Origin of the sequence: Amphritea sp. 1_MG-2023 (assembly GCF_030547545.1) — a bacterium.
Taxonomy (GTDB): domain Bacteria; phylum Pseudomonadota; class Gammaproteobacteria; order Pseudomonadales; family Balneatricaceae; genus Amphritea.
Map to the genome: position 1 here is coordinate 23928 of NZ_JAUOQE010000026.1, position 23427 is coordinate 47354.

At 47.9% G+C, this 23427-nt stretch carries 18 protein-coding genes; 9 read left to right on the plus strand and 9 right to left on the minus strand.

Annotated elements, in window-relative coordinates; all coding sequences use genetic code 11:
- Positions 1–67 precede the first annotated feature (67 nt).
- Positions 68–1291 (minus strand): L,D-transpeptidase family protein, encoded by a 1224-nt coding sequence (locus Q4488_RS13625; RefSeq protein ID WP_303581028.1) that lies wholly within the window; start codon positions 1289–1291, stop codon positions 68–70.
- A 577-nt stretch (positions 1292–1868) separates the two neighbouring features.
- On the opposite strand from Q4488_RS13625, the gene Q4488_RS13630 reads away from it, so the two are divergent.
- From Q4488_RS13630 to Q4488_RS13660, 7 genes are all read left to right on the plus strand, one after another.
- Complete coding sequence (locus tag Q4488_RS13630) at positions 1869–2915, plus strand: Glu/Leu/Phe/Val dehydrogenase dimerization domain-containing protein (protein WP_303581029.1); 1047 nt, start codon at positions 1869–1871, stop codon at positions 2913–2915.
- Positions 2916–2925: 10 nt separating this feature from the next.
- The gene (gene pdhA / locus Q4488_RS13635) at positions 2926–4014 is read left to right on the plus strand and encodes a pyruvate dehydrogenase (acetyl-transferring) E1 component subunit alpha (protein ID WP_303581030.1); all 1089 of its coding nucleotides are present in this window, start codon (positions 2926–2928) and stop codon (positions 4012–4014) included.
- Positions 4007–4990 (plus strand): alpha-ketoacid dehydrogenase subunit beta, encoded by a 984-nt coding sequence (locus tag Q4488_RS13640; RefSeq protein WP_303581031.1) that lies wholly within the window; start codon positions 4007–4009, stop codon positions 4988–4990. The genes pdhA and Q4488_RS13640 overlap by 8 nt, the downstream gene beginning before the upstream one ends.
- A complete protein-coding gene (locus Q4488_RS13645) occupies positions 4987–6102 on the plus strand; it encodes a dihydrolipoamide acetyltransferase family protein (RefSeq protein WP_303581032.1) in 1116 nt (371 codons plus the stop codon). Before Q4488_RS13640 ends, Q4488_RS13645 begins: the two co-directional genes overlap by 4 nt.
- 178 nt (positions 6103–6280) lie before the next feature.
- Positions 6281–8203 (plus strand): PrkA family serine protein kinase, encoded by a 1923-nt coding sequence (locus tag Q4488_RS13650; protein ID WP_303581033.1) that lies wholly within the window; start codon positions 6281–6283, stop codon positions 8201–8203.
- A gap of 39 nt (positions 8204–8242) precedes the next feature.
- Positions 8243–9517 (plus strand): YeaH/YhbH family protein, encoded by a 1275-nt coding sequence (locus Q4488_RS13655; RefSeq protein WP_303581034.1) that lies wholly within the window; start codon positions 8243–8245, stop codon positions 9515–9517.
- 4 nt (positions 9518–9521) lie between these two features.
- The gene (locus Q4488_RS13660) at positions 9522–11039 is read left to right on the plus strand and encodes a SpoVR family protein (protein ID WP_303581035.1); all 1518 of its coding nucleotides are present in this window, start codon (positions 9522–9524) and stop codon (positions 11037–11039) included.
- 60 nt (positions 11040–11099) lie between these two features.
- Here Q4488_RS13660 and Q4488_RS13665 read toward each other — a convergent pair whose 3' ends face one another.
- Positions 11100–11465: a histidine triad nucleotide-binding protein gene (locus Q4488_RS13665; protein WP_303581036.1), complete on the minus strand. Its 366-nt coding sequence runs from the start codon at positions 11463–11465 to the stop codon at positions 11100–11102.
- A gap of 372 nt (positions 11466–11837) precedes the next feature.
- On the opposite strand from Q4488_RS13665, the gene Q4488_RS13670 reads away from it, so the two are divergent.
- Both Q4488_RS13670 and Q4488_RS13675 read left to right on the plus strand, forming a co-directional pair.
- A complete protein-coding gene (locus Q4488_RS13670) occupies positions 11838–12779 on the plus strand; it encodes a bifunctional enoyl-CoA hydratase/phosphate acetyltransferase (RefSeq protein WP_303581037.1) in 942 nt (313 codons plus the stop codon).
- 1 nt (position 12780) lies between these two features.
- Positions 12781–13977 carry an acetate/propionate family kinase gene (locus tag Q4488_RS13675; RefSeq protein ID WP_303581038.1) on the plus strand — a complete coding sequence of 399 codons (1197 nt, stop codon included), beginning with the start codon at positions 12781–12783 and terminating at the stop codon, positions 13975–13977.
- Between the two features lie 46 nt (positions 13978–14023).
- Here Q4488_RS13675 and rlmB read toward each other — a convergent pair whose 3' ends face one another.
- The 7 genes from rlmB to relA all read right to left on the minus strand — a co-directional run bounded on the left by rlmB (position 14024) and on the right by relA (position 23314).
- Positions 14024–14764, minus strand: coding sequence for a 23S rRNA (guanosine(2251)-2'-O)-methyltransferase RlmB (gene rlmB, locus Q4488_RS13680; RefSeq protein ID WP_303581060.1), 741 nt, complete (start codon positions 14762–14764; stop codon positions 14024–14026).
- The gene (hemH, locus tag Q4488_RS13685; protein ID WP_303581039.1) at positions 14754–15800 is read right to left on the minus strand and encodes a ferrochelatase; all 1047 of its coding nucleotides are present in this window, start codon (positions 15798–15800) and stop codon (positions 14754–14756) included. Before hemH ends, rlmB begins: the two co-directional genes overlap by 11 nt.
- A gap of 98 nt (positions 15801–15898) precedes the next feature.
- Positions 15899–16555, minus strand: a complete 657-nt coding sequence (gene adk, locus Q4488_RS13690) for an adenylate kinase (RefSeq protein ID WP_303581040.1) — start codon at positions 16553–16555, stop codon at positions 15899–15901.
- Positions 16556–17008: 453 nt separating this feature from the next.
- Positions 17009–19615 (minus strand): phosphoenolpyruvate carboxylase, encoded by a 2607-nt coding sequence (gene ppc, locus Q4488_RS13695; RefSeq protein ID WP_303581041.1) that lies wholly within the window; start codon positions 19613–19615, stop codon positions 17009–17011.
- 160 nt (positions 19616–19775) lie between these two features.
- The gene (locus Q4488_RS13700; RefSeq protein ID WP_303581042.1) at positions 19776–20189 is read right to left on the minus strand and encodes a hypothetical protein; all 414 of its coding nucleotides are present in this window, start codon (positions 20187–20189) and stop codon (positions 19776–19778) included.
- A 48-nt stretch (positions 20190–20237) separates the two neighbouring features.
- The gene (mazG, locus tag Q4488_RS13705) at positions 20238–21053 is read right to left on the minus strand and encodes a nucleoside triphosphate pyrophosphohydrolase (RefSeq protein WP_303581043.1); all 816 of its coding nucleotides are present in this window, start codon (positions 21051–21053) and stop codon (positions 20238–20240) included.
- On the minus strand, positions 21053–23314 hold the full coding sequence (gene relA, locus Q4488_RS13710) for a GTP diphosphokinase (RefSeq protein WP_303581044.1): 2262 nt from the start codon (positions 23312–23314) through the stop codon (positions 21053–21055). The genes mazG and relA overlap by 1 nt, the downstream gene beginning before the upstream one ends.
- Positions 23315–23427 lie beyond the last annotated feature (113 nt).

Here is a 23427-nt window from a genome sequence, read left to right on the forward strand (position 1 = left end):
CGTCATAAACGCAAAAAAACCGCCGATGGCGGTTTTTTTTATTGAGTGATTATCACGCGATTTAGGCCTAGGGCTTGCCCTTCTGCGGATCACCTTCATAAGCGATCCGCCACTGCCCCTCTTCATTCACCCAATACTGCCGCTTTAAGCTGCTGCCACTGTAGTTATCGCTTTTATAATTTTGCGTAAACGTTGCCACAAACAGCTCTGCATTATCAGGGTGTTGATAAATACTCAGGTTTTCAATATCGACCTCAATAAACGTTTTGCTCTCATTCACTCGTCGCTTGTGCTCGGAAAAACGGTTATAGCCCATTTTACCGTTATTGAAGCTTGTTGAATAATAGCCCAGATAAGTATCGGAATTTCGACTTTCCCAAGCGGCACGCCAGTTATCCACAACGGCAGCAAACGCTTGCTTTTTTTGCTGCCAGCGCTGCGCATCCAGCCACTCAAAATGAGTACCAATCAAGACCGGTGTTGCAGCAAAATCGACAATGTTATCCAGCTCAGTAAAGTGATTGTTACTCAACGAGAGACAACCCTCACTGGCCTGTGGTGGGCGACTAAAGGTATCTTTCGGTGAACCATGCACCCAAATGCCACTACCAGTATTACCAAGACGTTGATCCCAAGCATTCGGATAATTAATCGGTAACGCCCCCGAACCATAGCGCGGTGGTAACTGCTCATCGGTTAATCGTCCGGTAGTAAAATAAACGCCTAAAGGAGTCTTAAGATCACCACGCTTACGCTTATCAACACCACCCCGACCATACGAAACGTAGTAGTCTTTAATCAACTTGGGTAAGCCGTTATGATTTTCAAACAGGTATAAACGCGACAAATTGGTATCGATAACGATGACATGTTTTTGCTTGGGCGACATCTGCAAAAGACTGCCTGGGATCGTGTCCGGCTGAGGCTTATAACGATCGACACTCATGCGCGCACGTGCTTCTGAAATCAGCCCCTGCAAGGTTTTTTTATCGCTACGGCCATTATTACCGACGGTACTGAGGGCGCCTCCCTGAGCCGCCATCAGATCCGCATAAATCAGTTGCGCCAGCCTAAAATCCGGCTGTTCTTTTATCAAAGCACGTAACTTATCCATCGCGCCAGTCATCTGATTCTGCTGCAAATCGCCTAAACTAGCCAACAACAGGCTCTCTTGATCGAGACTGAAATTCTCAGTATCGGCCTGCACACTCAACGGCAACAAACCACAAAGAGACACCAGTACGGCTTTTCTAAGCGGCTTAAGCAAATATATAACAGGCAGGCTTTTCATAACGCTGATAGGTAATCCTTAACACTGAAAATGTATGAAATTAATCGAATTATACCGATACAACAAGGTTTTGCAGCTGATATCGCTCAAAAATAAACCATTATATTACATCGCACGTGCTTTCAAATAACCTTTTATACCGGCTAACGAACCGTCATAACCCTTTATTTGTTTTACTCGACGCTAGACATACCGCTTGCTTTGCGTCTATTACTAGCAAGGTTTTAGTTTTATTCAAGTACTATTTTTTCGATTTTTTTTTAACCGATGAATAATGCCTACCAAGGAGAGCCATACTCTCTCTAAACCTACATCATTACTGATGTTAATGCACTGCAACAAATTTTCAAACCCTGTTCGTCGATGGTGATAAACGTTTTCCTCTCCTATTGGGCAAGCTGAACTTTACTTCAGACTGTGCTATCCAAAAAGCATGAACAGAAAAAATGAACCCAACATGTCACCCCATTGATCGACAGTTGACGCTCATAAATGGTTGAGCTGGTAGCTAAAAGCACCTCTCACACCGATACATTAGCTCGTTCCAACGTTTGAAACGCGTACGGAGGATCCCGTCATGTTTAAACAGATGGAAAGCACCGGTTTACAGGATCTCCATTTCTGGCAAGATTCCACCACCGGATTGCAGGCGATTATCGCCATCCATGATACGTTTCGTGGCCCCGCCATCGGCGGTTGTCGTTTTATCTCCTATCCCGATACATCGGCAGCCATTACCGATGCTATCCGGCTCGCCAAAGGCATGAGTTATAAAGCGGCCCTCGCAGGCCTACCCTACGGCGGCGGTAAATCGGTGATTATAAAACCCGTTAAACTGAGCAGTCGCACTCAACTTATGCACAGCTTTGGTCGTTTTATCGATAGTTTAGGGGGGCGATACATCACCGCGATGGATAGCGGCACTCAGGTCAGTGATATGGATGATATCGCCAACAGCACAGCCTATGTCACTTGCACTCAGGCGATGGGAGATCCATCACCCGCCACCGCACAAGGTGTGTTTGAAGGTATTCTCGCCAGCGCTCAGTTCCGTTTTGGCTCGGCCTCACTGGCCAATATTCATATCGCTTTACAGGGCCTAGGCCACGTCGGTTATGCCCTGGCCAAACAACTTCACGCCGCAGGTGCGCGGCTCACAATCACCGATATTGATGCGGATAAAGTCGCTCAGGCCGTCCTCGAATTCAATGCCAGTGCCGTTGCTGCGCATGATATCTACGATGTCGAGGCCGATATTTTCTGTCCCTGTGGGCTTGGCGCGATACTCTCATCAGACACCATTGGACGATTAAAGTGTGCGATTGTGGCGGGTTCGGCCAACAATCAACTCGCCGATCCTCAACAAGGCGATCTGCTTTATCGCCGTAACATTCTCTACGCGCCAGATTATCTGATTAATGCCGGTGGGCTGATTTTCGTGGCGTTAAAACATAACGGTCAATCGAACTCGGCTATCCGACAAAAGGTCGCTCAAATTCACACCTCATTGAGCGAACTTTATCAGCATGCCGATGCCGAGCAACAATCCACCAGCACGATTGCCGATATCAGAGCCGAAGCGCTTATCCAGCAAGCCCGTCTAGCGGCGTCACAGGCAACATAGGAGATCAACGATGGAAACCATCTATCAGGCTCATATCAATTTAAGCCGCTTTCTGTCCGCCGACGGTCAAGCTTTACAAGCGCTGCCCAGCTGGACAGAGACACCAGAAACTTTGGTTCGTTATTATCGTAATATGGTATTAGCACGGCAGCTCGATAACAAAATCATTGCCCTTCAACGTACCGGTCAAATGGGCACTTACGCCTCGTTACTGGGGGCGGAAGCCATTGAAATCGTACTCGGCGACTTGATGCAGACAAGCGATGTGTTAGTCCCCTACTACCGTAACCATGCCCTACAGATGCTCAGAGGCTTATCACTCGCCGATATGCTCAGCTACTGGGGTGGTGATGAGCGGGGGAACGCCGCGCCAGCTATGGGCGAAGACTTTCCTAATGCGGTACCGATCGCCACTCAGGCTCTACATGCCACAGGCGTGGCAACGGCGATCAAAATCCGAGGCGAAAAACGTGCCGTGGTCACCGTATGCGGCGATGGCGCGACCTCTAAAGGTGACTTTCTGGAAGCACTGAATATCGCCGGTGTCTGGCAGTTACCCGTCATATTTATGGTCAATAATAATCAATGGGCGATCTCCGTCCCTCGGGCACTTCAATGTGCCGCGCCTACCCTAGCACAAAAGGCAATCGGCGCGGGTATCCGTGGTGAGCAGGTCGACGGCAATGATGTGATTGCCTTACATCAATCGATCAGCCGTGCACTGCAGCATGCTCGAGAGGGCAAAGGGCCAACCTTGATCGAAGCCATCAGCTATCGATTGTCTGATCATACCACCGCCGATGATGCCACCCGTTATCGTCGCCATGATGAATTAAAATCCGCATGGGAACGGGAGCCCATCAAACGACTGCAAACCTTTTTACATCAGCAAGGATGGTGGGATGAAGAACAGGAATCCGCGTGGCAAACTGAAACACGTCAGATGATCCAACAAGGGATAGATCAGTATCTGCAACAGTCAGATCAGCCGGTTGAACAGCTGATCGATTTTCTCTATGCAGAACTGCCCGACGCCTTAAAGCCGCAACGCGAACGCCTGATACGCAACGCACAACCGGGAGGAAATCATCATGAGTAATACTGTGACGATGGTCGAAGCGATCAACCTCGCCTTAAAATCTGAGATGCGTCAAGACGATTCGGTTATTATATTGGGCGAAGATGTCGGCGTTAACGGCGGCGTATTCCGTGCGACCGTCGACCTAAAAGATGAGTTTGGCCTTAAACGGGTACTCGACACACCACTGGCAGAAACCATGATCGCGGGGCTCTCTGTCGGGATGGCTGCGCAAGGGTTGAAACCCGTTGCCGAAATTCAGTTCATGGGATTTATCTTTCCCACCATGGAACACCTTATCTGTCACGCCGCGCGTTTACGTCATCGCACCCGAGGTCGATTACACTGTCCAATGGTATTGCGAGTCCCCTTTGGCGGCGGCATCCATGCCCCTGAACATCACTCTGAGAGTACCGAAGCATTGTTTGCCCATATTCCTGGACTCCGAGTGGTTATCCCCTCCTCGCCGGCCCGCGCCTACGGTCTGTTATTAGCCGCTATTCGTAATCCAGATCCTGTCGTGTTTATGGAACCTAAACGCATCTACCGGCTGAATGCTCAAACGGTTGAAGATACCGGTAAGGCCTTGCCTCTCGATAGCTGTTACACCCTCCGAGAAGGAAGCGATATTACGCTGATTAGCTGGGGAGCGATGATCAAAGAAACCCTCGAAGCAGCCGATCAATTAGCCGAACAGGGAGTACAGTGCGAAGTTATCGATGTGGTGACGCTTAACCCGATTGATCATGAAACAATGCTCGCCTCTGTGGCGAAAACCGGTCGCTGCGTCATTATTCATGAAGCCCCGAAAAGTTGCGCCGTGGGTGCAGAAATATCGGCCACATTAGCCGAACGTGGTTTACTCAACCTTCGCGCCCCGATCCAGCGTGTCACCGGCTATGACACCGTGATGCCTTACTATCGCATGGAAAACCACTATCTACCCAATACTGCTGATATTCTCGAAGCGGTTAACAGCACACTGGAGTTCTCATGAAATACTTCAAGCTACCCGATCTTGGGGAAGGACTTCCCGAGGCTGAAATCGTTGAATGGAAAATCAAAGAAGGTGATCAGGTTGCAACGGATCAGATTTTAGCTACCGTTGAAACCGCAAAAGCGATTATCGAGCTGCCCTCACCACAAGATGGCGTCATTGCACACTTATTTGGTCAAGCTGGCGATACCATTCACACCGGTGAGCCGCTGTTAGAGTTTGGCGGGGAAGATGATGACAGCGGCACCGTTGTCGGTGAGCTAAAACAAGCATCAGATTGCACCACTTCGGATCACTTTTTCATCGGTGCAGCACCTAGCACGCAAGCCTATCAGCAAAACATGACCTCAGCGGTGCGTTCGTTAGCTCAACGTCTGAATGTTGAAACCAGTGATATCCAAGGCAGCGGTCAAGCTGGTCAGTTAACCGTTGATGATATTGAGCGATTGGCTAAAGCCGATCGCACTCATGGTAAAGCTGAACCATTACGGGGCGTTCGCAAACAGATGGCCCGAAATATGGCACTCGCTCACGCAAGCGTCGTGCCTGTTACTCTAAATGAAGACGTAGATATCCATCTCTGGGGCCCCGACGAAGATATTACCATGCGCCTCATCAGCGCCATCGCCGCGGGCTGCAAAGCCGAACCCGCGCTGAATACCTGGTTCGATGGCCAGCAATTGGCACGAAGAATGCTGGATCAAATTAACCTCGGTGTGGCTGTCGACACTGAGCAGGGACTGTTTGTGCCGGTGCTTAGAGATATTGGCAATCGGAGTTTGCAGGATATACGTAAAGGGCTCAACCTGCTCAGGGAGGATGTTATCAACCGCACGATACCGCCGAGTGAACTTCAGGGCGCAAGCATTACCCTGAGTAATTTCGGTACGATTGCAGGACGCTATGCCAACCCTATTGTGATGCCACCTAGCGTGGCGATTTTAGGTGCTGGAGTGATCCGAGATCAGGTCGTTCCCGTAGCAAATAAGGTGGTGATACATCGGATTATGCCGTTATCTCTCACCTTTGATCATCGGGCCGCCACCGGCGGGGAAGCGGCTCGGTTCATGCGCGCGATAATAAACGATTTAGCTAAAGAATCAATTAGTTAATTAAAATTAATTCACCAAAAAGAGGATAAAAAAAATTCCAGATTATCTACCGACTAGTTATCCATGAACTAGACTTAAATAAGGAATTAGAGTGAGTAGATGATCTAAGCCCTGAATCAATTTTGGGCGGTGTCCGGGGTTAGCCTAAGCGGGTCAGACTATAGTAGGAAGGTGGCATATGAGTATTTTTGAAAGATATAAAGCACGTTATGACTCCAAGCAGGAAGAGGAATATTCCCTGCAGGAGTACCTCGAAATTTGTAAAAATGATCCCATGGCCTATGCGAGCGCCTCTGAGCGTTTATTGGCTGCCATTGGTGAACCCGAATTAATCGATACCTCTCGCGATCCTCAACTCAGCAGAATTTTTTCCAATAAAATGATCCGTCGTTATCCGGCTTTTTATGAGTTCTACGGCATGGAAAATGCGATCGAGCAAATCGTTGATTACTTCAAACATGCTGCTCAGGGATTGGAAGAACGTAAACAGATTCTCTATCTACTGGGGCCGGTAGGTGGCGGTAAATCCTCTCTCGCCGAACGTTTAAAAGCATTAATGGAGCATATCCCTTTCTATGCCATCAAGGGCTCCCCTATTCATGAATCGCCCTTAGGCTTGTTTAATCCGCAGGAGGATGCCGCCATTCTCGAAGAGGAATACAACATTCCACTGCGATATATTAAAGGCTTAATGTCACCTTGGGCAGTCAAACGTCTACATGAGTTTGGCGGGGATATCTCTCAATTCAGAGTGGTCAAACTCTACCCATCGATTCTCAATCAAATTGCCGTGGCCAAAACAGAGCCCGGCGATGAAAACAATCAGGATATCTCCAGCCTTGTGGGTAAAGTCGACATTCGTATGCTCGAAGAATTTCCCCAACACGATCCTGATGCTTACAGTTTTTCTGGTGCCTTATGTCATGCCAATCAGGGCATGATGGAATTTGTTGAGATGTTCAAGGCTCCCATCAAGGTGCTGCATCCACTGCTCACCGCAACGCAAGAGGGTAACTACAATAGCACCGAAGGTATGGCTGCTATCCCCTTTGATGGCATCATCATGGCTCACTCTAACGAATCCGAGTGGCAAACCTTCAGAAACAACAAGACCAATGAAGCCTTTATCGATCGCGTCTATATCGTTAAGGTGCCTTACTGTATGCGCGTCTCGGAGGAAGTGAAAATCTACCAAAAGCTGCTGGAAAACAGCTCATTGGCTCAATCTCCTTGCGCACCTGATACCTTGAATATGCTGGCACAGTTTACCGTGCTATCGCGACTCAAAGAGCCCGAAAACTCTAACGTTTTCTCAAAGATGCGTATCTACGATGGCGAAAACCTAAAGGATACCGATCCTAAAGCTAAATCAATGCAGGAATATAGAGATAATGCCGGTGTTGATGAAGGAATGGAGGGTATCTCCACCCGCTTTGCGTTTAAGATTCTATCCAAAGTATTCAACTTCGATTCATCCGAAATCGCAGCTAACCCTGTACATCTCATGTATGTATTGGAACAACAGATCGAACAACAGCAGTTTCCTCAGGAGACTCATGACCGGCTGATTGGCTATCTGAAAGAGTATATTTCACCTAAATATATCGAATATCTCGGTAAAGAGATTCAAACCGCTTATTTAGAATCTTATTCTGAATATGGGCAAAATATTTTTGATCGTTATGTCACCTACGCTGACTTCTGGATTCAAGATCAAGAATACCGCGACCCCGATACCGGCGATATCCTCAATCGTCAGTCCATCAGTGAAGAGCTTGAGAAAATTGAAAAACCCGCCGGGATCAGTAACCCGAAAGATTTCAGGCACGAAATTGTTAACTTTGTTTTACGTGCTCGCGCCGAAAATGATGGTAAAAACCCCGCATGGAATAGCTATGAGAAAATGCGTACCGTGATTGAGAAGAAAATGTTCTCAAATACAGAGGATCTTCTACCCGTTATCTCCTTTAATCCAAAAGCCTCCACTGAGGATCAAAACAAACACAGTGAGTTTGTTAAACGCATGACCGAACGCGGTTATACCGAGAAACAGGTCCGACTGTTATCAGAATGGTACATCAGGGTGCGTAAATCCCAATAAGGGGTTTACCTATGTCGGATCTGATCAGGAGAGCGCTGTATGAGCTATATCATCGACCGCCGCCTAAACGCAAAGAAAAAAAGCACCGTCAACCGACAGCGCTTTCTTCGCCGCTATAAGAAACATATCAAGCGGGCAGTTGAGGACGCGGTAAACACCCGTAGCATCCGTGATATTGATCGGGGGGGAGAGGTTAGTATTCCTAACAAGGATATTTCCGAACCGGCCTTTCATCATGGCGATGGCGGCATTCGTCAGCGGGTTTTCCCCGGTAACCAAGAGTTTGTCGCCGGAGATGAGATTAAACGCCCCGAAGGTGGGGGCGGTGGAGGCTCTGGGCAGGGGCAGGCGAGCAATCAAGGCGAAGGGGAAGATGAGTTCACCTTCCAAATCAATCAAGAAGAGTTTCTCGACTTTATGTTTGAGGATCTCGAACTGCCGAATATGATCAAGAAACAACTGCGTGATGCCACCAGCTTTGAGGTGCGTCGCGCAGGCTTCACCAGTGTTGGTTCACCCGACAAGCTCAACGTGGTTCGCTCTTTGCGAGCCGCTAATGCTCGTCGTATCGCGTTATCGGGTAAAGAGCGCCGAAGAATTCGCGAGCTCAAAACTGAAATCAAAACCTTAGAAGGCCTGTTACCCAATCAAGAAGCGGTGTTACAAATCGCCGCCCTCAATGAAGAGATAAAAACGCTTAACCTGCGCATCAAACGAATGCCTTTCATCGATGAGTTTGATTTAAAATATAACAACCTTATCCGTACCCCCGTTCCGAGCTCAAAAGCCGTCATGTTCTGCGTTATGGATGTCTCCGGTTCGATGACGCAAACCATTAAAGATACCGCTAAACGGTTCTTTATCTTGCTGTATCTATTTCTCACCCGTAGCTATAAAAAAATAGAAGTGGTGTTCGTCCGTCATCATACTCACGCGAAAGAGGTCGACGAGGATGAGTTTTTCTATTCCCGTGAAACCGGTGGCACCATCGTTTCCAGCGCCCTGAACTTAAGCGCCGATATCATTCAAGAACGTTACCCACCGGGTGATTGGAATATCTATGTTGCTCAAGCATCGGATGGCGATAACTGGGATGGGGATTCCCATCTCTGTCGTGAAGTACTTGAGCAACGTATTCTGCCGCTCGTGCAATATTTCGCCTATGTCGAAATCACCACCGGTTCGCATCAAAACCTGTGGTTAGAGTATGAGCAGATACGGGAAAAATTTGGCGAAACCTTTGCGATGCAAACGATCGTAGAGGCGTCAGATATCTATCCGGTATTCCGCAAACTGTTTGAGAAAAAGGAGTGACCCTATGAAACAGCGAGAGCCTATCTCCACCGGGTCAGAATGGACCTTCGAACTGATTCAAAAATACGATCAAGAGATAGCCCGAGTGGCCGAACATTACGGCCTAGATACCTACCCTAATCAGATCGAGGTCATCACCTCGGAACAGATGATGGATGCTTACTCGTCGGTCGGTATGCCACTCAACTACAATCACTGGTCTTTCGGCAAACAGTTTGTCTCTACCGAACAACAGTATAAGCGAGGTCAGATGGGGCTGGCCTATGAGATCGTTATCAATTCAAATCCTTGCATCTCCTATTTGATGGAAGAGAATACCATGACGATGCAAGCACTGGTGATTGCACACGCCTGCTACGGTCATAACTCATTTTTCAAGGGTAACTACCTGTTCAAAACCTGGACCGATGCCTCGGCAATTATCGATTACCTGCTGTTTGCTAAAAACTACATCGCGAAATGTGAAGAACGGCATGGGGTTGATGCGGTCGAACAGATGTTAGATTCTTGTCATGCGCTGATGAATTACGGCGTCAATCGTTACCTGCGTCCGCAGCCAATCACCCCGGAAGAAGAGAAGAATCGATTACTTGAGCGAGAAGAGTACGTTCAGCGTCATCTCAATCAACTTTGGAATACTATCCCGAGAAAGGATGAAGTCGTTCAAGATAAGACGCCGCATTTCCCCAAAGATCCAGAAGAAAACCTGCTCTATTTCATCGAAAAAAATGCCCCCTTACTCGAACCTTGGCAACGGGAAATTGTACGTATCGTGCGTAAAATCTCCCAATACTACTATCCACAACGACAAACACAGGTCATGAATGAAGGCTGGGCCTGTTTCTGGCACTACACCATCCTTAATCATCTTCATGACGAGGGTTTAGTAACCGATGGGTTTATTATGGAGTTCCTCCACTCCCATACCAGTGTTATCTATCAACCACCGTTTGATTCGCCCTATTTTAACGGTATTAATCCCTATGCCTTGGGGTTCGGCATGATGCAGGATATCCGTCGTATCTGTGAAAACCCTACCGATGAAGATCGGCAATGGTTTCCAGATATTGCGGGTAGTGACTGGAATGAGACGTTACAACATGCAATGCGCAACTATAAAGATGAGAGTTTTATCCTCCAATACCTGTCACCCCATATGATGCGGGAACTCAAACTCTTTACCATTACCGATAATACCGCGCTCAGTACCATGCAGGTTAGCGCAATCCATGATGAACAAGGCTATCAACAAGTTCGTGAAGACCTTGCTGCTAGCTATAATATTGGTAATCGCGAGCCCAATATTCAAATCTACAATGTCGATATCAGGGGTGATCGTTCCCTCACGCTACGTCACTATATTCATAACGAACAACCGTTAGCGGCAGACACCGACGAGGTACTTAAACACCTTCATCGTCTCTGGGGATTCGATATTCACCTAGAGTCCGTCACCCCCGAGGGTGAAGTGCAACATAAACTCCATTGTCCTGTAAAAATGAACGTCGATGCGGTAGCCTAACTCGACAGATCACTCTATAAAAAAACCGCCATGGGCGGTTTTTTATCTATCGAGAACCGCTCACACCGGTGTTTTCAGGGTGTCCTGATAAGGCGGCCATCCCATTGGTTTACCGCCAAGTAGATGTAAATGAATATGATAAACGGTCTGACCACCATGGCTATTACAGTTAAATACCGTACGGTAGCCATCAGTATCAAAGCCTTGCTGCTTCGCTATCTTACTGGCCACGCTGACCATATGCCCAACGACTTCACAGTCTTCAGGGGCAATATCATTTAACGTCGTGATATGTTTGCGGGGAATAATCAGCGCATGAGTCGGAGCCTGAGGATTAATATCATTAAACGCGATTACTTTATCATCCTCGTAGATAATATCCGCCGGAATTTCACTATTCAAAATTTTACAAAACAGACAATCCATTATTCCCACCCTTCTTTCATCAATCTGGTCGGTTGATTACATCATCCAAGCCAGAGATAGTTCAAGCAAAATTATGACACTTAAGGAGTCACTTATATAAACGATTGATGTTGATAACGTGCATCCCTCAGCTGCGAAATAACGCGTGAGTCTCTAGTTTTGCATCTGCGTTATAAAAAAACATTTGGATTAATTATAAAATTATTACATTATCAATTTTTATTGTTGCACTGCGCCATAAGATGTTCATACTCATATCATAAGGTAAATAAGACATAGTGCTTGATATACGGTTTTTATCATAACACGTCAATGTTATAAACCAGATAGCATCTACCCCGACAATCAGGACCGATTACTTGGAGTACCATCATGATTCTTTCTGACAAGCCTCCCATTCATAACCAACTCGAGTTTTTTATTGAAGAAGCGGTGAAAGCACGCCCTGTCATCACGGCTGTGGTGCATCCCGTTGAACATAACGGACTGATAGGTGCCATTGAAGCGGCTGAACGAGGACTGATCGTACCGATTCTCGTCGGCCCTGCCGCAAAGATTAAAGCCGCCGCCGAAAAATATGAGTTGAATATCGACAATTATGAACTGATCGATGTTGAACATAGTCACGCGGCCGCCGAAACAGCGGTCAGTCTCATACGTGAGGCCCGCGCAGAAACCCTCATGAAAGGCGATTTAGGCACCTCTGAACTCCTCAGTGCCGTGGTCCATAAAACCTTGGGCATTCGTACCGAGCGCCGTCTAAGTCATGTATTTGTACTCGATGTACCTAACTACCATAAACCCTTGATGATCACCGATGCCGCGATTAACGTCGCTCCAGATCTACTGACGAAACAAGATATCGTGCAAAACGCTATCGATTTCTGCCATGCGCTGGGCATCAAAGAACCTAAAGTCGCTATTCTCGCCGCCGTCGAGAAAGTAAAGCCTTCAATGCAGAGCACCATTGACGCGGCATCCTTATGTAAAATGGCCGATAGAGGGCAGATTAGCGGCGCTATTCTCGATGGGCCGCTGGCCTTCGATAATGCTATCTCACTACAAGCCGCTATCGATAAGCATATCTCTTCGCCTGTCTCCGGCGATGCTGACATTCTCTTAGCGCCCGACCTTGAAGCCGCTAATATGATCGCTAAGCAGCTCATCTACCTTGCCGACGCTAAATCAGCGGGGATTGCATTGGGTGCCCGAGCCCCCATCATCCTCAACAGTCGCGCCGAAGGCACGCTCACTCGTCTAGCGTCCTGCGCATTAGCATCACATATGGTTTTGCATCCACAGGAGAAAAAATAACATGAGTCTGATCTTAACCGTCAATGGCGGCTCTTCCAGTCTTAAGTGTGCTCTATTTTTTCGTCATGACGATATTGCGGATAATATTTATACGTTTAAATTAAGCAATATTCTCAACCATCCCGCGATGAAGGTACTTTCCCCACAAGGTGAAATAGTCGAACAGCATCAACTCGATATGACAGACATAGCAATTGATCACCGTCATCAATCCTGTCTCGATGAAGTCATACAATGGGTTGATAAGAATCTACCTGACAACGATATTAAAGCCTTTGGTCACCGAGTAGTGCACGGCGGCGAATTGTTTAGCGAACCCGTTGTCGCCAACGACACCATTTTAAATAATCTTGAATCCCTCATTCCACTCGCGCCATTACATCAACCCTTCAGTCTTAAGTTGATTCGAGCCTGCCAACACCTAAAACCAGCGCTACCTCAGATTCTCTGTTTTGATACCATGTTTCACGCCCATCAGCCCGATGTAGAACAGCATTACGCCATCCCGCGAAAATTCACCGAAGCGGGTATACATCGATATGGCTTCCATGGTCTGTCCTATGAATTTATTCAACACAGTTTGAAAAAAATAGGCCATGGCGCAGAAAGCGATAAAACCATTGTCTGTCATCTCGGTGCTGGGTCCAGCATGTGTGCGATAAAAGAGGGAAAATCAATCGCCTCTTCCATGGGTTTTTCCGCCGTTGAAGGTCTACCTATGGGCACCCGTACCGGTAATATTGATCCCGGCGTGTTGCTCTATCTGCAGCGTAACTATGATATGGATACAGACCAATTAGAACGCTTTATTTATAAAGATTGTGGCTGGTTAGGCGTCTCGGGAATCAGCTCGGATATGCAAGAACTAAAGCAATCGGATCAGCCCGAAGCCGAAGAAGCCATCGCCATGTTCGTCTATCGTGCTGTGCTAGAAATAGGTCGTCTAAGCGCTGCGCTGCAGGGGTTAGATCAATTGGTGTTTACCGCGGGCGTTGGCGAGAACGACAGCAGTTTGCGTAAACGAATTTGCGATCAGCTCGACTGGCTCGGCATAAAACTAAATAAAAGCGCCAACCAGGAGAGTGAAGCGATTATCAGCAAAGCCACCAGCCCCGTCACGGTGCGGGTGATACCCACCAATGAAGAAGCCATGATTGCGCGGCATACAGAGAGTATTTTAGCCGCCGCTGAAGGTTAATACCGGCAACAATGGCTCGTGGCTACACGTCTAGACAAAGAAAAGCTTAGGCTTTTCTTTGTCTAACGGCTTCAAATAAGCAGACACCGGTGGCAACCGAGACATTCAGTGATGAAACCTCACCGGCCATATCGATTTTTACCAAAAAATCACAATGCTCTCGCGTCAGACGGCGCATCCCCTGCCCCTCGGCTCCCATGACTAAGGCCATCGGACCTTTCAGATCCGCATCGTAAACCAAAGTATCGGCTTCACCGGCCGTACCCGTAATCCAGATACCCTTTTGCTGTAACTCTTTTAAGGTACGCGCGAGATTAGTGACTAACACATACGGCATGACTTCCGCCGCACCGCAAGCCACCTTACTGGCCGTAGCATTCAGTGGCGCCGATTTATCTTTCGGGGCAATCACTGCATGAACACCGGCCGCATCCGCCGTACGTAAACAAGCCCCTAAGTTATGCGGGTCGGTTACCCCATCGAGCACCAATAAAAACGCCGGTTGTTCAAGTTTCTCAAGCAGCGCATCAAGAAATTGCTCATTTTTCGCCTGAATCGGCTCACAGGCAACCACAACGCCCTGATGTACGCCATTCTCAGCCATATCATCGAGTTCCTTACGGCTCACTCTAGCGACGCTCAGTTGCTTCTCAGCGGCCAGCTCTAACAGTGCTTGCATCCGCCCATCAAGCCGTCCTTTCAGCACCCACACTCCTTTAACCCGCTTACTATCACGCTGTAGAGCGGTGGTGGCCGCATGGATACCAAAGATATATTCAGGACGCATTGTTTGTCTCATTTAATGTATTCGTTGTATCGGCCCGATTAAACCAGCCGGAACTGTTGTCTTTTACCAGTGCCACCAGCAGATTAATCATCCCCGGATCGGCATTCAACGCCGCAATATACTGATATTGTTCGCCTCCTGCCTCCATAAAGACATCGCGATTTTCAACCGCAATCTCTTCGAGCGTCTCGAGGCAATCGGCAGAAAATGCCGGACAGATAATATTGACCTTTTTTACCCCACTGCCAGGCAACGCAGCAAGGGTTTTATCGGTGTAAGGCTGTAACCACGCCTTCGGCCCAAAACGAGACTGAAAAGTCGTTTGCCATTGATCTGTTGTGAGCCCCAACGCTTTCGCCAAGAGTTCGGAGGTGCGATGACAATGTTCAGGATAGGGATCACCTTTCGCCGCATACTCCTGAGGAATACCATGGTAAGACAATATTAACTTATCACTGCGCGGGTTGGCTGCTTGAAACGCCTGTACCGACTCGGCTAACGCCCGAATATAAAGCGGATGATCATGATAATCATGAATAACGCGAATATCGCCGAAATCACGGGTTTTCATCTGAAAGCGAGCGATCAAATCATAGATGGGTGCGGTGGTGGTTGCTGAATATTGTGGATAAAGCGGGAGCACCAAAATTTTGCGATACCCCGCCGCATTCAACTCCTCAAGTCGAGCAGTTAAACCTGGATTACCATAGGTCATAGCCGAAAAAACCTGAATCTGCTGATCCGGCATCTGTTGCTGCAGCGCGAGTTGCAGCGCCGCCACTTGTTGATTCAGAATCAATCGCAACGGCGAATCTTGATGCCAAATCGAGGCGTATAGTTTAGCTACTTTACGCGGACGAAAAGTCAAAATAATACCGTTGAGCACCGTTAGCCAAATCAACCGCATGATACCATCACCTTCAACGACTCGGCGATCCGATAAAAACTCTTTAAGATACCGGCGAACGGCCGCCGGCGTAGGTTGATCTGGCGAACCGAGGTTTACCAGCAGCACCGCTGTTTTGGGCTGAGTCATCAATATATGTCCGATTGTAAGCAAAGCGCTATTATCGCGGAATCACAGACAATAAAAAACCGCTCTAACAAGCGGTTTTTTATAAAGTCGGTAAAGAATTAGCTTTTTAGTGAAGTAAACACCGCATCACGAATATCTTCAACACTACCCACGCCCGCAATATAGTTATATGCCGGTGCATCTGCCGCTGCGGTCTCAGACCAACCCTTATAATAACTAATCAGAGGAGCGGTCTGCTCATGATAGACATCGAGGCGCTGACGCACGGTTTCTTCTTTATCATCTTCACGTTGCACCAGCTCTTCACCGGTCACATCGTCTTTACCTTCACTTGCCGGTGGGTTAAAGATCACATGGTAGGTACGACCCGATCCCGGATGAACGCGACGTCCCGCCATCCGCTTAATGATTTCTTCATCAGCAACATCGATCTCAACCACCGCATCGATGGCCACACCCGCATCCTTCATCGCATCCGCTTGAGGGATGGTGCGTGGAAAGCCATCAAACAAAAAACCATTGGCGCAATCAGACTCGGTGATACGTTCTTTCACCAAACCGATGATGATGTCATCGGATACTAAGCCACCCGCATCCATTACTTTTTTAGCTTCAATGCCTAGCGGCGTTCCGGCCTTAACCGCTGCACGCAACATATCGCCCGTAGAAATCTGAGGAATACTGTATTTTTCGCAGATATACTGGGCCTGAGTGCCTTTACCAGCACCTGGCGCACCTAAAAGAATGATTCGCATGTAAGGATTGCTCCGTTTCTAATTTTATAATTTAAAAGCTTGTAACTTAAAAGCTTGTAACTTCAGACCTTAGTGTCAGGCGCCCATTAGATCGCTACCTGCTGACATTTCCTTAAAGGTAATATGTCACACTATAACCCTATGCCTGCGACACACAATTGGACATTCGACCTACAATCTACAGATTAAATCGGCCAATGGCGGGAGGCTATTTTAGTCAAACATGTAATATTGACGTCACTAGGACAAAAAACAACGCTCGAGGGTAGTCAAAACACTCTAAGGTAGCAACCCCCCAAAAGGATAAGATCGGCAATTGTTGGCCTTAATCATCAATCAATAATCAAGCATAACAAGCGATGAAGACACTTATTATGCTTGATCGAGCCTCTATCTCATCATCGTAGGCGTAAAGCTTAGCGCGTTACGGAGGCTATAACCCTAACAACCCGCTTAACCGGTGTTTCTCATCCCTGCAGATATACCCGCCATGGTAATCATTAATGCCTGTTCTAGGCGCTCATCCGGTTGATTACGATCTCGATAGAGCAGTTCAGCCTGCAAAAAGTGCAATGGATCAATATAGGGGTTACGTACCTCAATCGATTGACGAATCACTGGGCTGTGCTCTAATAGCCTATCCTGCTGTTTAATCTGTTTCACCAGTTCGATGGTGTGCGCTAATCGACAACGTAGATCCGCACCTAATACTGATAATTCTTCAGACACCAAGCGCTTTTCATAATATGCAGCAATATTGCCATCCGCTTTGGCCATCACCATCTCTAACATATCCATATAGGAGCGGAAAAAAGGCCAATCTCGGCGCATCGTCTGCACCAGTTCAAATTGCCCCTTGTCCAAGGTTTGCTGTAAGGCAACATCACTGCCAAGCCATGCTGGTAACATTAGCCGAATTTGCGTCCAAGCAAAGATCCACGGTATAGCCCGCAGACTTTCAACGCCACCATCGGCTTTACGTTTCGCGGGTCGACTGCCTAACGGTAACTTAGCCAGCTCTTGTTCGGGAGTTGCCGAGCGGAAATAAGACACAAACTGTGGATCGTAGCGCACTACTTGCCGATACGCCGTCAAACCCGCCAGCGCCATCTCATTCATTAACTGACGCCATTCAGGTTTAGGCCCAGGGGCTGGTGCCAGCGTCGCCTCAAGCGTAGCCGAGGTATACAGTTCTAAGTTACGTACCGCAATTTCAGGCACACCAAACTTAAAGCGAATCATCTCGCCCTGCTCTGTCACCCGCAGACTACCCGCAACCGATCCCGGAGGCTGCGCCAAAATAGCCGTATGACTCGGACCACCGCCACGGCCAACCGTCCCGCCACGACCGTGAAATAAGGTCAAATGAACATCGTATTCCCGACAAACCTGAGTGAGCGCTTCCTGCGCTCGATACTGCCCCCAAGCCGCCGCTAACTGTCCAGCATCTTTGGATGAATCGGAATAACCAATCATTACTTCTTGATGGCCTTCGGTATAGTTTTTATACCAAGGTATCGCTAATAGTTGTCGGATACAGTTTTCGGCATTATCCAGATCATCTAGCGTTTCAAACAGGGGCACCACACGAATATTATGCTGTATACCGCTCTCTTTGAGCAGCAGAATAACGGCAAGAACATCGGACGGCTGACTCGCCATCGAAATAACATAGGACCCCAGCGAGTTAGGCTCTTCGCAAGCCACGACTCGACAGGTATCCAGCACCTCTTGAACATCGGCACTGGGGTGCCAATCACGGGGAAACAGCGGACGTTTTTCCTGTAACTCACGTAACAGAAACATCTGTTTGTTAGTTTCGCTCCACTCACTGTAACAACCTATACCGTAGAAGCCGGTCAATTCATCCATCACTTCAGCATGACGATCGGCATTCTGACGAACATCTAGGTTAACCAAGGTCATACCAAAACAACCCACTCGACGCAGCGTATCGCTTAACAGGCCGTCCGCAATCACTTCCATCTGACACTGACGCAATGAGGTATCGATCAGTTGCAACGGCTCCAGCAACTGAGCGGGTAAAATATAGATATCTTCTTTATCCACAGGACGACCATCAAGTCGTTCAGTCGCCCAGTGTTTAGTCTTCGTTAACGTCTGACTGACGATGCGTAACAGTTCACGATAGGGCTCTGCATGATCACCGACCCGCTCTCGCATCTCATCGCTGCATTGATTCATGGATAGCTCGGAGCGCAAGCGTTCGATATCTCTAATATATAGATCGGCGGCCATCCAGCGTGACAGTAGCAACACCTTTTCGGTGGTCGCGGAGGTCACATTAGGGTTGCCATCACGATCCCCCCCCATCCAAGAGGCAAAGCGAACGGGCGAACGAGTCAGGGGCAGGTGAATGCCCGTTGCATCAAACAGTTGCTGATCAATATGCCGTAAAAACACCGGCACCGCTTCCCACAGCGAGTTTTCAATTACTGCAAATCCCCACTTAGCTTCATCCACCGGCGTAGGCCGTTGTTTGCGAATCGCATCGGTATGCCAAGCTTGACTGATTAGATCATGTAAGCGGTGACGGAGATCTTCACCCCGATCGATACGCTGTAAGCATTCAGTAATAGAATCGAATTTTTGAATCAGGGTGCGACGATTAACTTCCGTTGGATGAGCCGTCAGAACGAGCTCAACATCCATATTTCCAACAGCCTCAGCAATCTGCTGCTTACTGACGCCTTGCTGTTGTAAGCGGCCTAATAATCCACAAAAAGAATCTTGCGTACACACATCCATCACGCCGGAACGTCGACGTACTCGATGATGCTCTTCCGCTATATTGGATAAATTAAGAAACTGAGTAAAGGCTCGAGCGACGGGCAGTAAATCGTCATCATTGAGTTCGCTGAGCGTCTTAAGTAATTGATCATCGACTGGCTTGCCAGATGAACGCCCCGCTTTGGAAAGGGCTCGAATGGTTTCGATTTTATCGAGAAATGCCTGTCCTTTATGGGAAACGATCGTTTGTCCAAGGCACTCCCCGAGCATCCGAACATCGTCCCGCAGGTCTTCATGAAGCGTTGTCATTCCGCACCCCCTGTCTATCGATACAGTACTTAAATTAAACATTAAGCTAAGGTTCTGATATAAAACACTGTAAATACAATAACATTGATACTATACATTGATACTACAGGAAGGGGGCAAAGCACAAATACTATCTTAGTCGCAGTATTAAAGTAGTACCTTAGTGATCGGTTAACTGACGTAACTGCTTCAATGCGATCGCCGCTCGATGTTCATTTTCATAACCCACTTCGATCTCAGCAACCGTCATCCCCGATAAACCTAAGGCGATACGAAAATGACTCTCTGACTCTGCGCCCGAATTCGAGCGCACTTCAAACTGTTGCAATTGATCAAAATCGAAGCGTACATAGCCACTCGGCTGAAGCACGGCAATTTGACGCTGCGAGCTACTAACAAGCAGAGGCGGACTACCTTTAAGATCATCAGATACCTGAAAACCTGCCGTTTGCAGAGCCTTACGCTGATCATCAATGCGTTGGTAATTCCAATAGGCTAAGCCAATCATAATCAGCAGTGCCAACAAAACCCATTGTAACGAACCCATCTCAATTCTCCCTTCAGGCTGATTCATCGAACCCACTGACGAGTGCCATCACAATGCATTAATAACGTGCGTGGCTTATAGCCCTTTACGTTTAGCTTCATTCCACCAGCTATCGAGCTCATCCAGAGTAAAATCGGCCCAACGTCGTGAAGACGCCTTAACTTGATCTTCAATATAACTAAAGCGCTGAGTGAATTTCTGGTTGGTATAGCGCAATGCACTTTCGGGGTTAATCCCCATATGACGCGCTAAGTTCACCTGCGCAAACATCAGGTCACCTAGTTCATGCTCCATTTCTAGCTCATCGCCGGCGGCAATGGCTTCACGCAGTTCAGCAATTTCCTCTTCGATTTTATCCAGCACAGGCAAAACATCACCCCAATCGAAACCCACTCTGGCGGCCCGTTTTTGCAGCTTCTCGGCACGATTAAGCGCAGGCAGCGCCATGGGAATATCATCTAAAACCCGAGATTCTTGCAGTGGCTTTTCGCTTCGCTCATCCGCTTTGATCGCTTCCCAAGTATCTTTGATACGCTGTTCATCTAGCGCCTCTGTCGTACATCGACTTGTCAATGTGCCGTCAGGGAACACATGTGGATGGCGACGAATCAGTTTGGCCACCAAGGTATCGATAACCTCAGCCAAGCCATAACCGTGCTGTTCTTCGGCTAATCGGGCATAGAAAATCACTTGAAATAATAGATCTCCGAGCTCACCCTGCAAATGATCCCAATCTTGTCGCTCAATGGCATCGGCTACCTCATAGGCTTCTTCAAGCGTATGCGGCACAATGCTGGCAAAATCTTGCTTCAAATCCCAAGGGCAACCATCCTCGGGATCTCGCAGTCTCGCCATCAGCGCAATCAGATCGTTAAGATTATAATCCGCCATCAAGCACCGCTTCGCTGTCGATGTACGTCGGTCACATTTGGAATTTGATTAATCTTATCCATAATTTTCCCTAGTAACTCAAGGCGACTGATCTCAATGGTTAGGGTTAGCTGCGCAATATTACTCTTCTTATCCGACTGAGTATGAGCAGCAACGAGATTGACATTTTCATTCGCCATCACCATCATCAGATCGCGTAACAAGCCAGAACGATCAAAGGCTTCAACGTAAATATCCACCGGATACGTTGACTCAGCCTCTTCGCCCCAACTTACCTCAACCACTCGCTCGCCTTCATGCTGACGTAGCTGAAATACGTTAATGCAATCTTCCCGATGTATCGATACGCCTCGATTCTTGGTGATATAACCAATAATAAGGTCACCCGGCACCGGTTTACAACATGGCGCAATCGAGGTGAGTAGATTACCGACCCCACGGATATTAATGCCATCAGAAACATGATTGTCTCGCGCAGTACGATTGCCAGTGCCCAACAGGGCTAGATCGAGCTGCGCATCGTGATGATCGGTATCAACTTGCTGTTGCGCCGCATTAATTACCTGCGATAGACGAATATCACCGGCACCCAACGCCGCATACATATCTTCCGCCGTACGGTGATTGACCACTTTCGCCATCTGTTTAAAGTTAAGATCGGCACTCTCTAGTGCCAGACGACGGAATTCACGCTCAATAATTTTCTTACCCGCCGCCGCATTTTTATCTTTATCCTGTAACTTAAACCAATGCTGAACCTTGGCACGTGAACGAGCGCTAGTGATATATCCAAGGTTAGGGTTAAGCCAGTCACGGCGCGGATGTTCCTCATTGGCGGTTAGAATTTCGACTTGATCACCGGTTTGCAATTGACGCGTTAAGGGCACAATCCGACCGTTAACCTTTGCTCCTCGACAACGATGCCCTACCTCTGTATGTACCCGATAAGCAAAATCAACCGGCGTCGATTTAACCGGCATATCGACCACATGACCATCCGGCGTAAAGACATACACCCGATCATGCGCGACATCACCACTAATGACCTCAGAAAACGCTTCGGAATCACTGAGATCTTCGGTCCATTCAAGCACCTGCCGCAACCATGCGATCTTATCTTCGTAGCTCGAACTGGAAGACTGAGTATCGGTGCCTTTATACAGCCAGTGAGCACAGACTCCCAACTCGGCTTCTTCATGCATCGCAAAGGTACGGATCTGAATTTCTAATACTTTACCCGATGGACCGAATACCGCCGTGTGTAACGAACGATAGCCATTGGGTTTCGGTGACGCGATATAATCATCAAATTCGTGAGGGATATTACGCCATAAGCCATGCACAATTCCCAACACGGTATAGCAATCACGAATCTCAGGCACCAAGATCCTAACGGCACGAATATCGTACACCTGATTGAAAGCGATATTCTTACGCTGCATTTTGCGCCAAATGCTGTAGATGTGTTTGGCTCGCCCCATCACATCGCCTTCAATATCGACCTTTTGCAGCTCAGTATTGAGAATATTGACCGCGTCTTCGATAAACTGCTGCCGGTCGATACGTTTCTCATCCAGCAGAGTCGCTATCTGTTTATAATCGTTGGGTTTTAAATAACGGAATGAGAGATCTTCCAACTCCCATTTAATGTGGCCAATACCGAGTCGGTGTGCGAGGGGCGCATACACATCAAAAACTTCTCGAGCAACGAGGTAACGCTTCTTACGGGAATCACCTTTAACGCGACGAATGGCACAGGTACGCTCGGCAATTTTAATCAGCACAACGCGGACATCGTCGATCATGGACACCAACATTTTGCGAACATTGTCCAACGGGTTACCGCTCTGTCCCAAAACATTTTCACGGCGTGGATTCTGACGACTACCGATAGCAGCCATCTGCAACACACCATCAATCAAGGTAGCGATGGTGGGCCCGAAACGTCGGCGGATATCCTCGAGTGTGGTGCGTTTTTCACGCACACTACGATACAGAATAGCCGCCACGAGCGCGTCCTGATCCTGATTTAGCTCAACCAGAATCTGCGCCATCTCTAAGCCGGTCAGATAACTATCACAATCGTTCCATGAATCCTCAGAGGGTTCCCCATCGTCCTTTAACTGTTGAGCATACAAACACGCCTGACGAACTGTATCAATATCCTTAACTTCAACCTGTTCTTGCAAGCGTTCCAGCCACATTTCCAGATCGACACTACCATCAGCCTGGATCGGATGATCTTCGCGTACTTTTACCACAGCGCTACGCCGCTCCTTCGTTACTTGATACTCGAAAAACGTTTGCGCTCTAAACTCCCTGCTAAATACCGCACTGAACAATAGCAAGGAACAGATCTATTTTTAAACCTGTG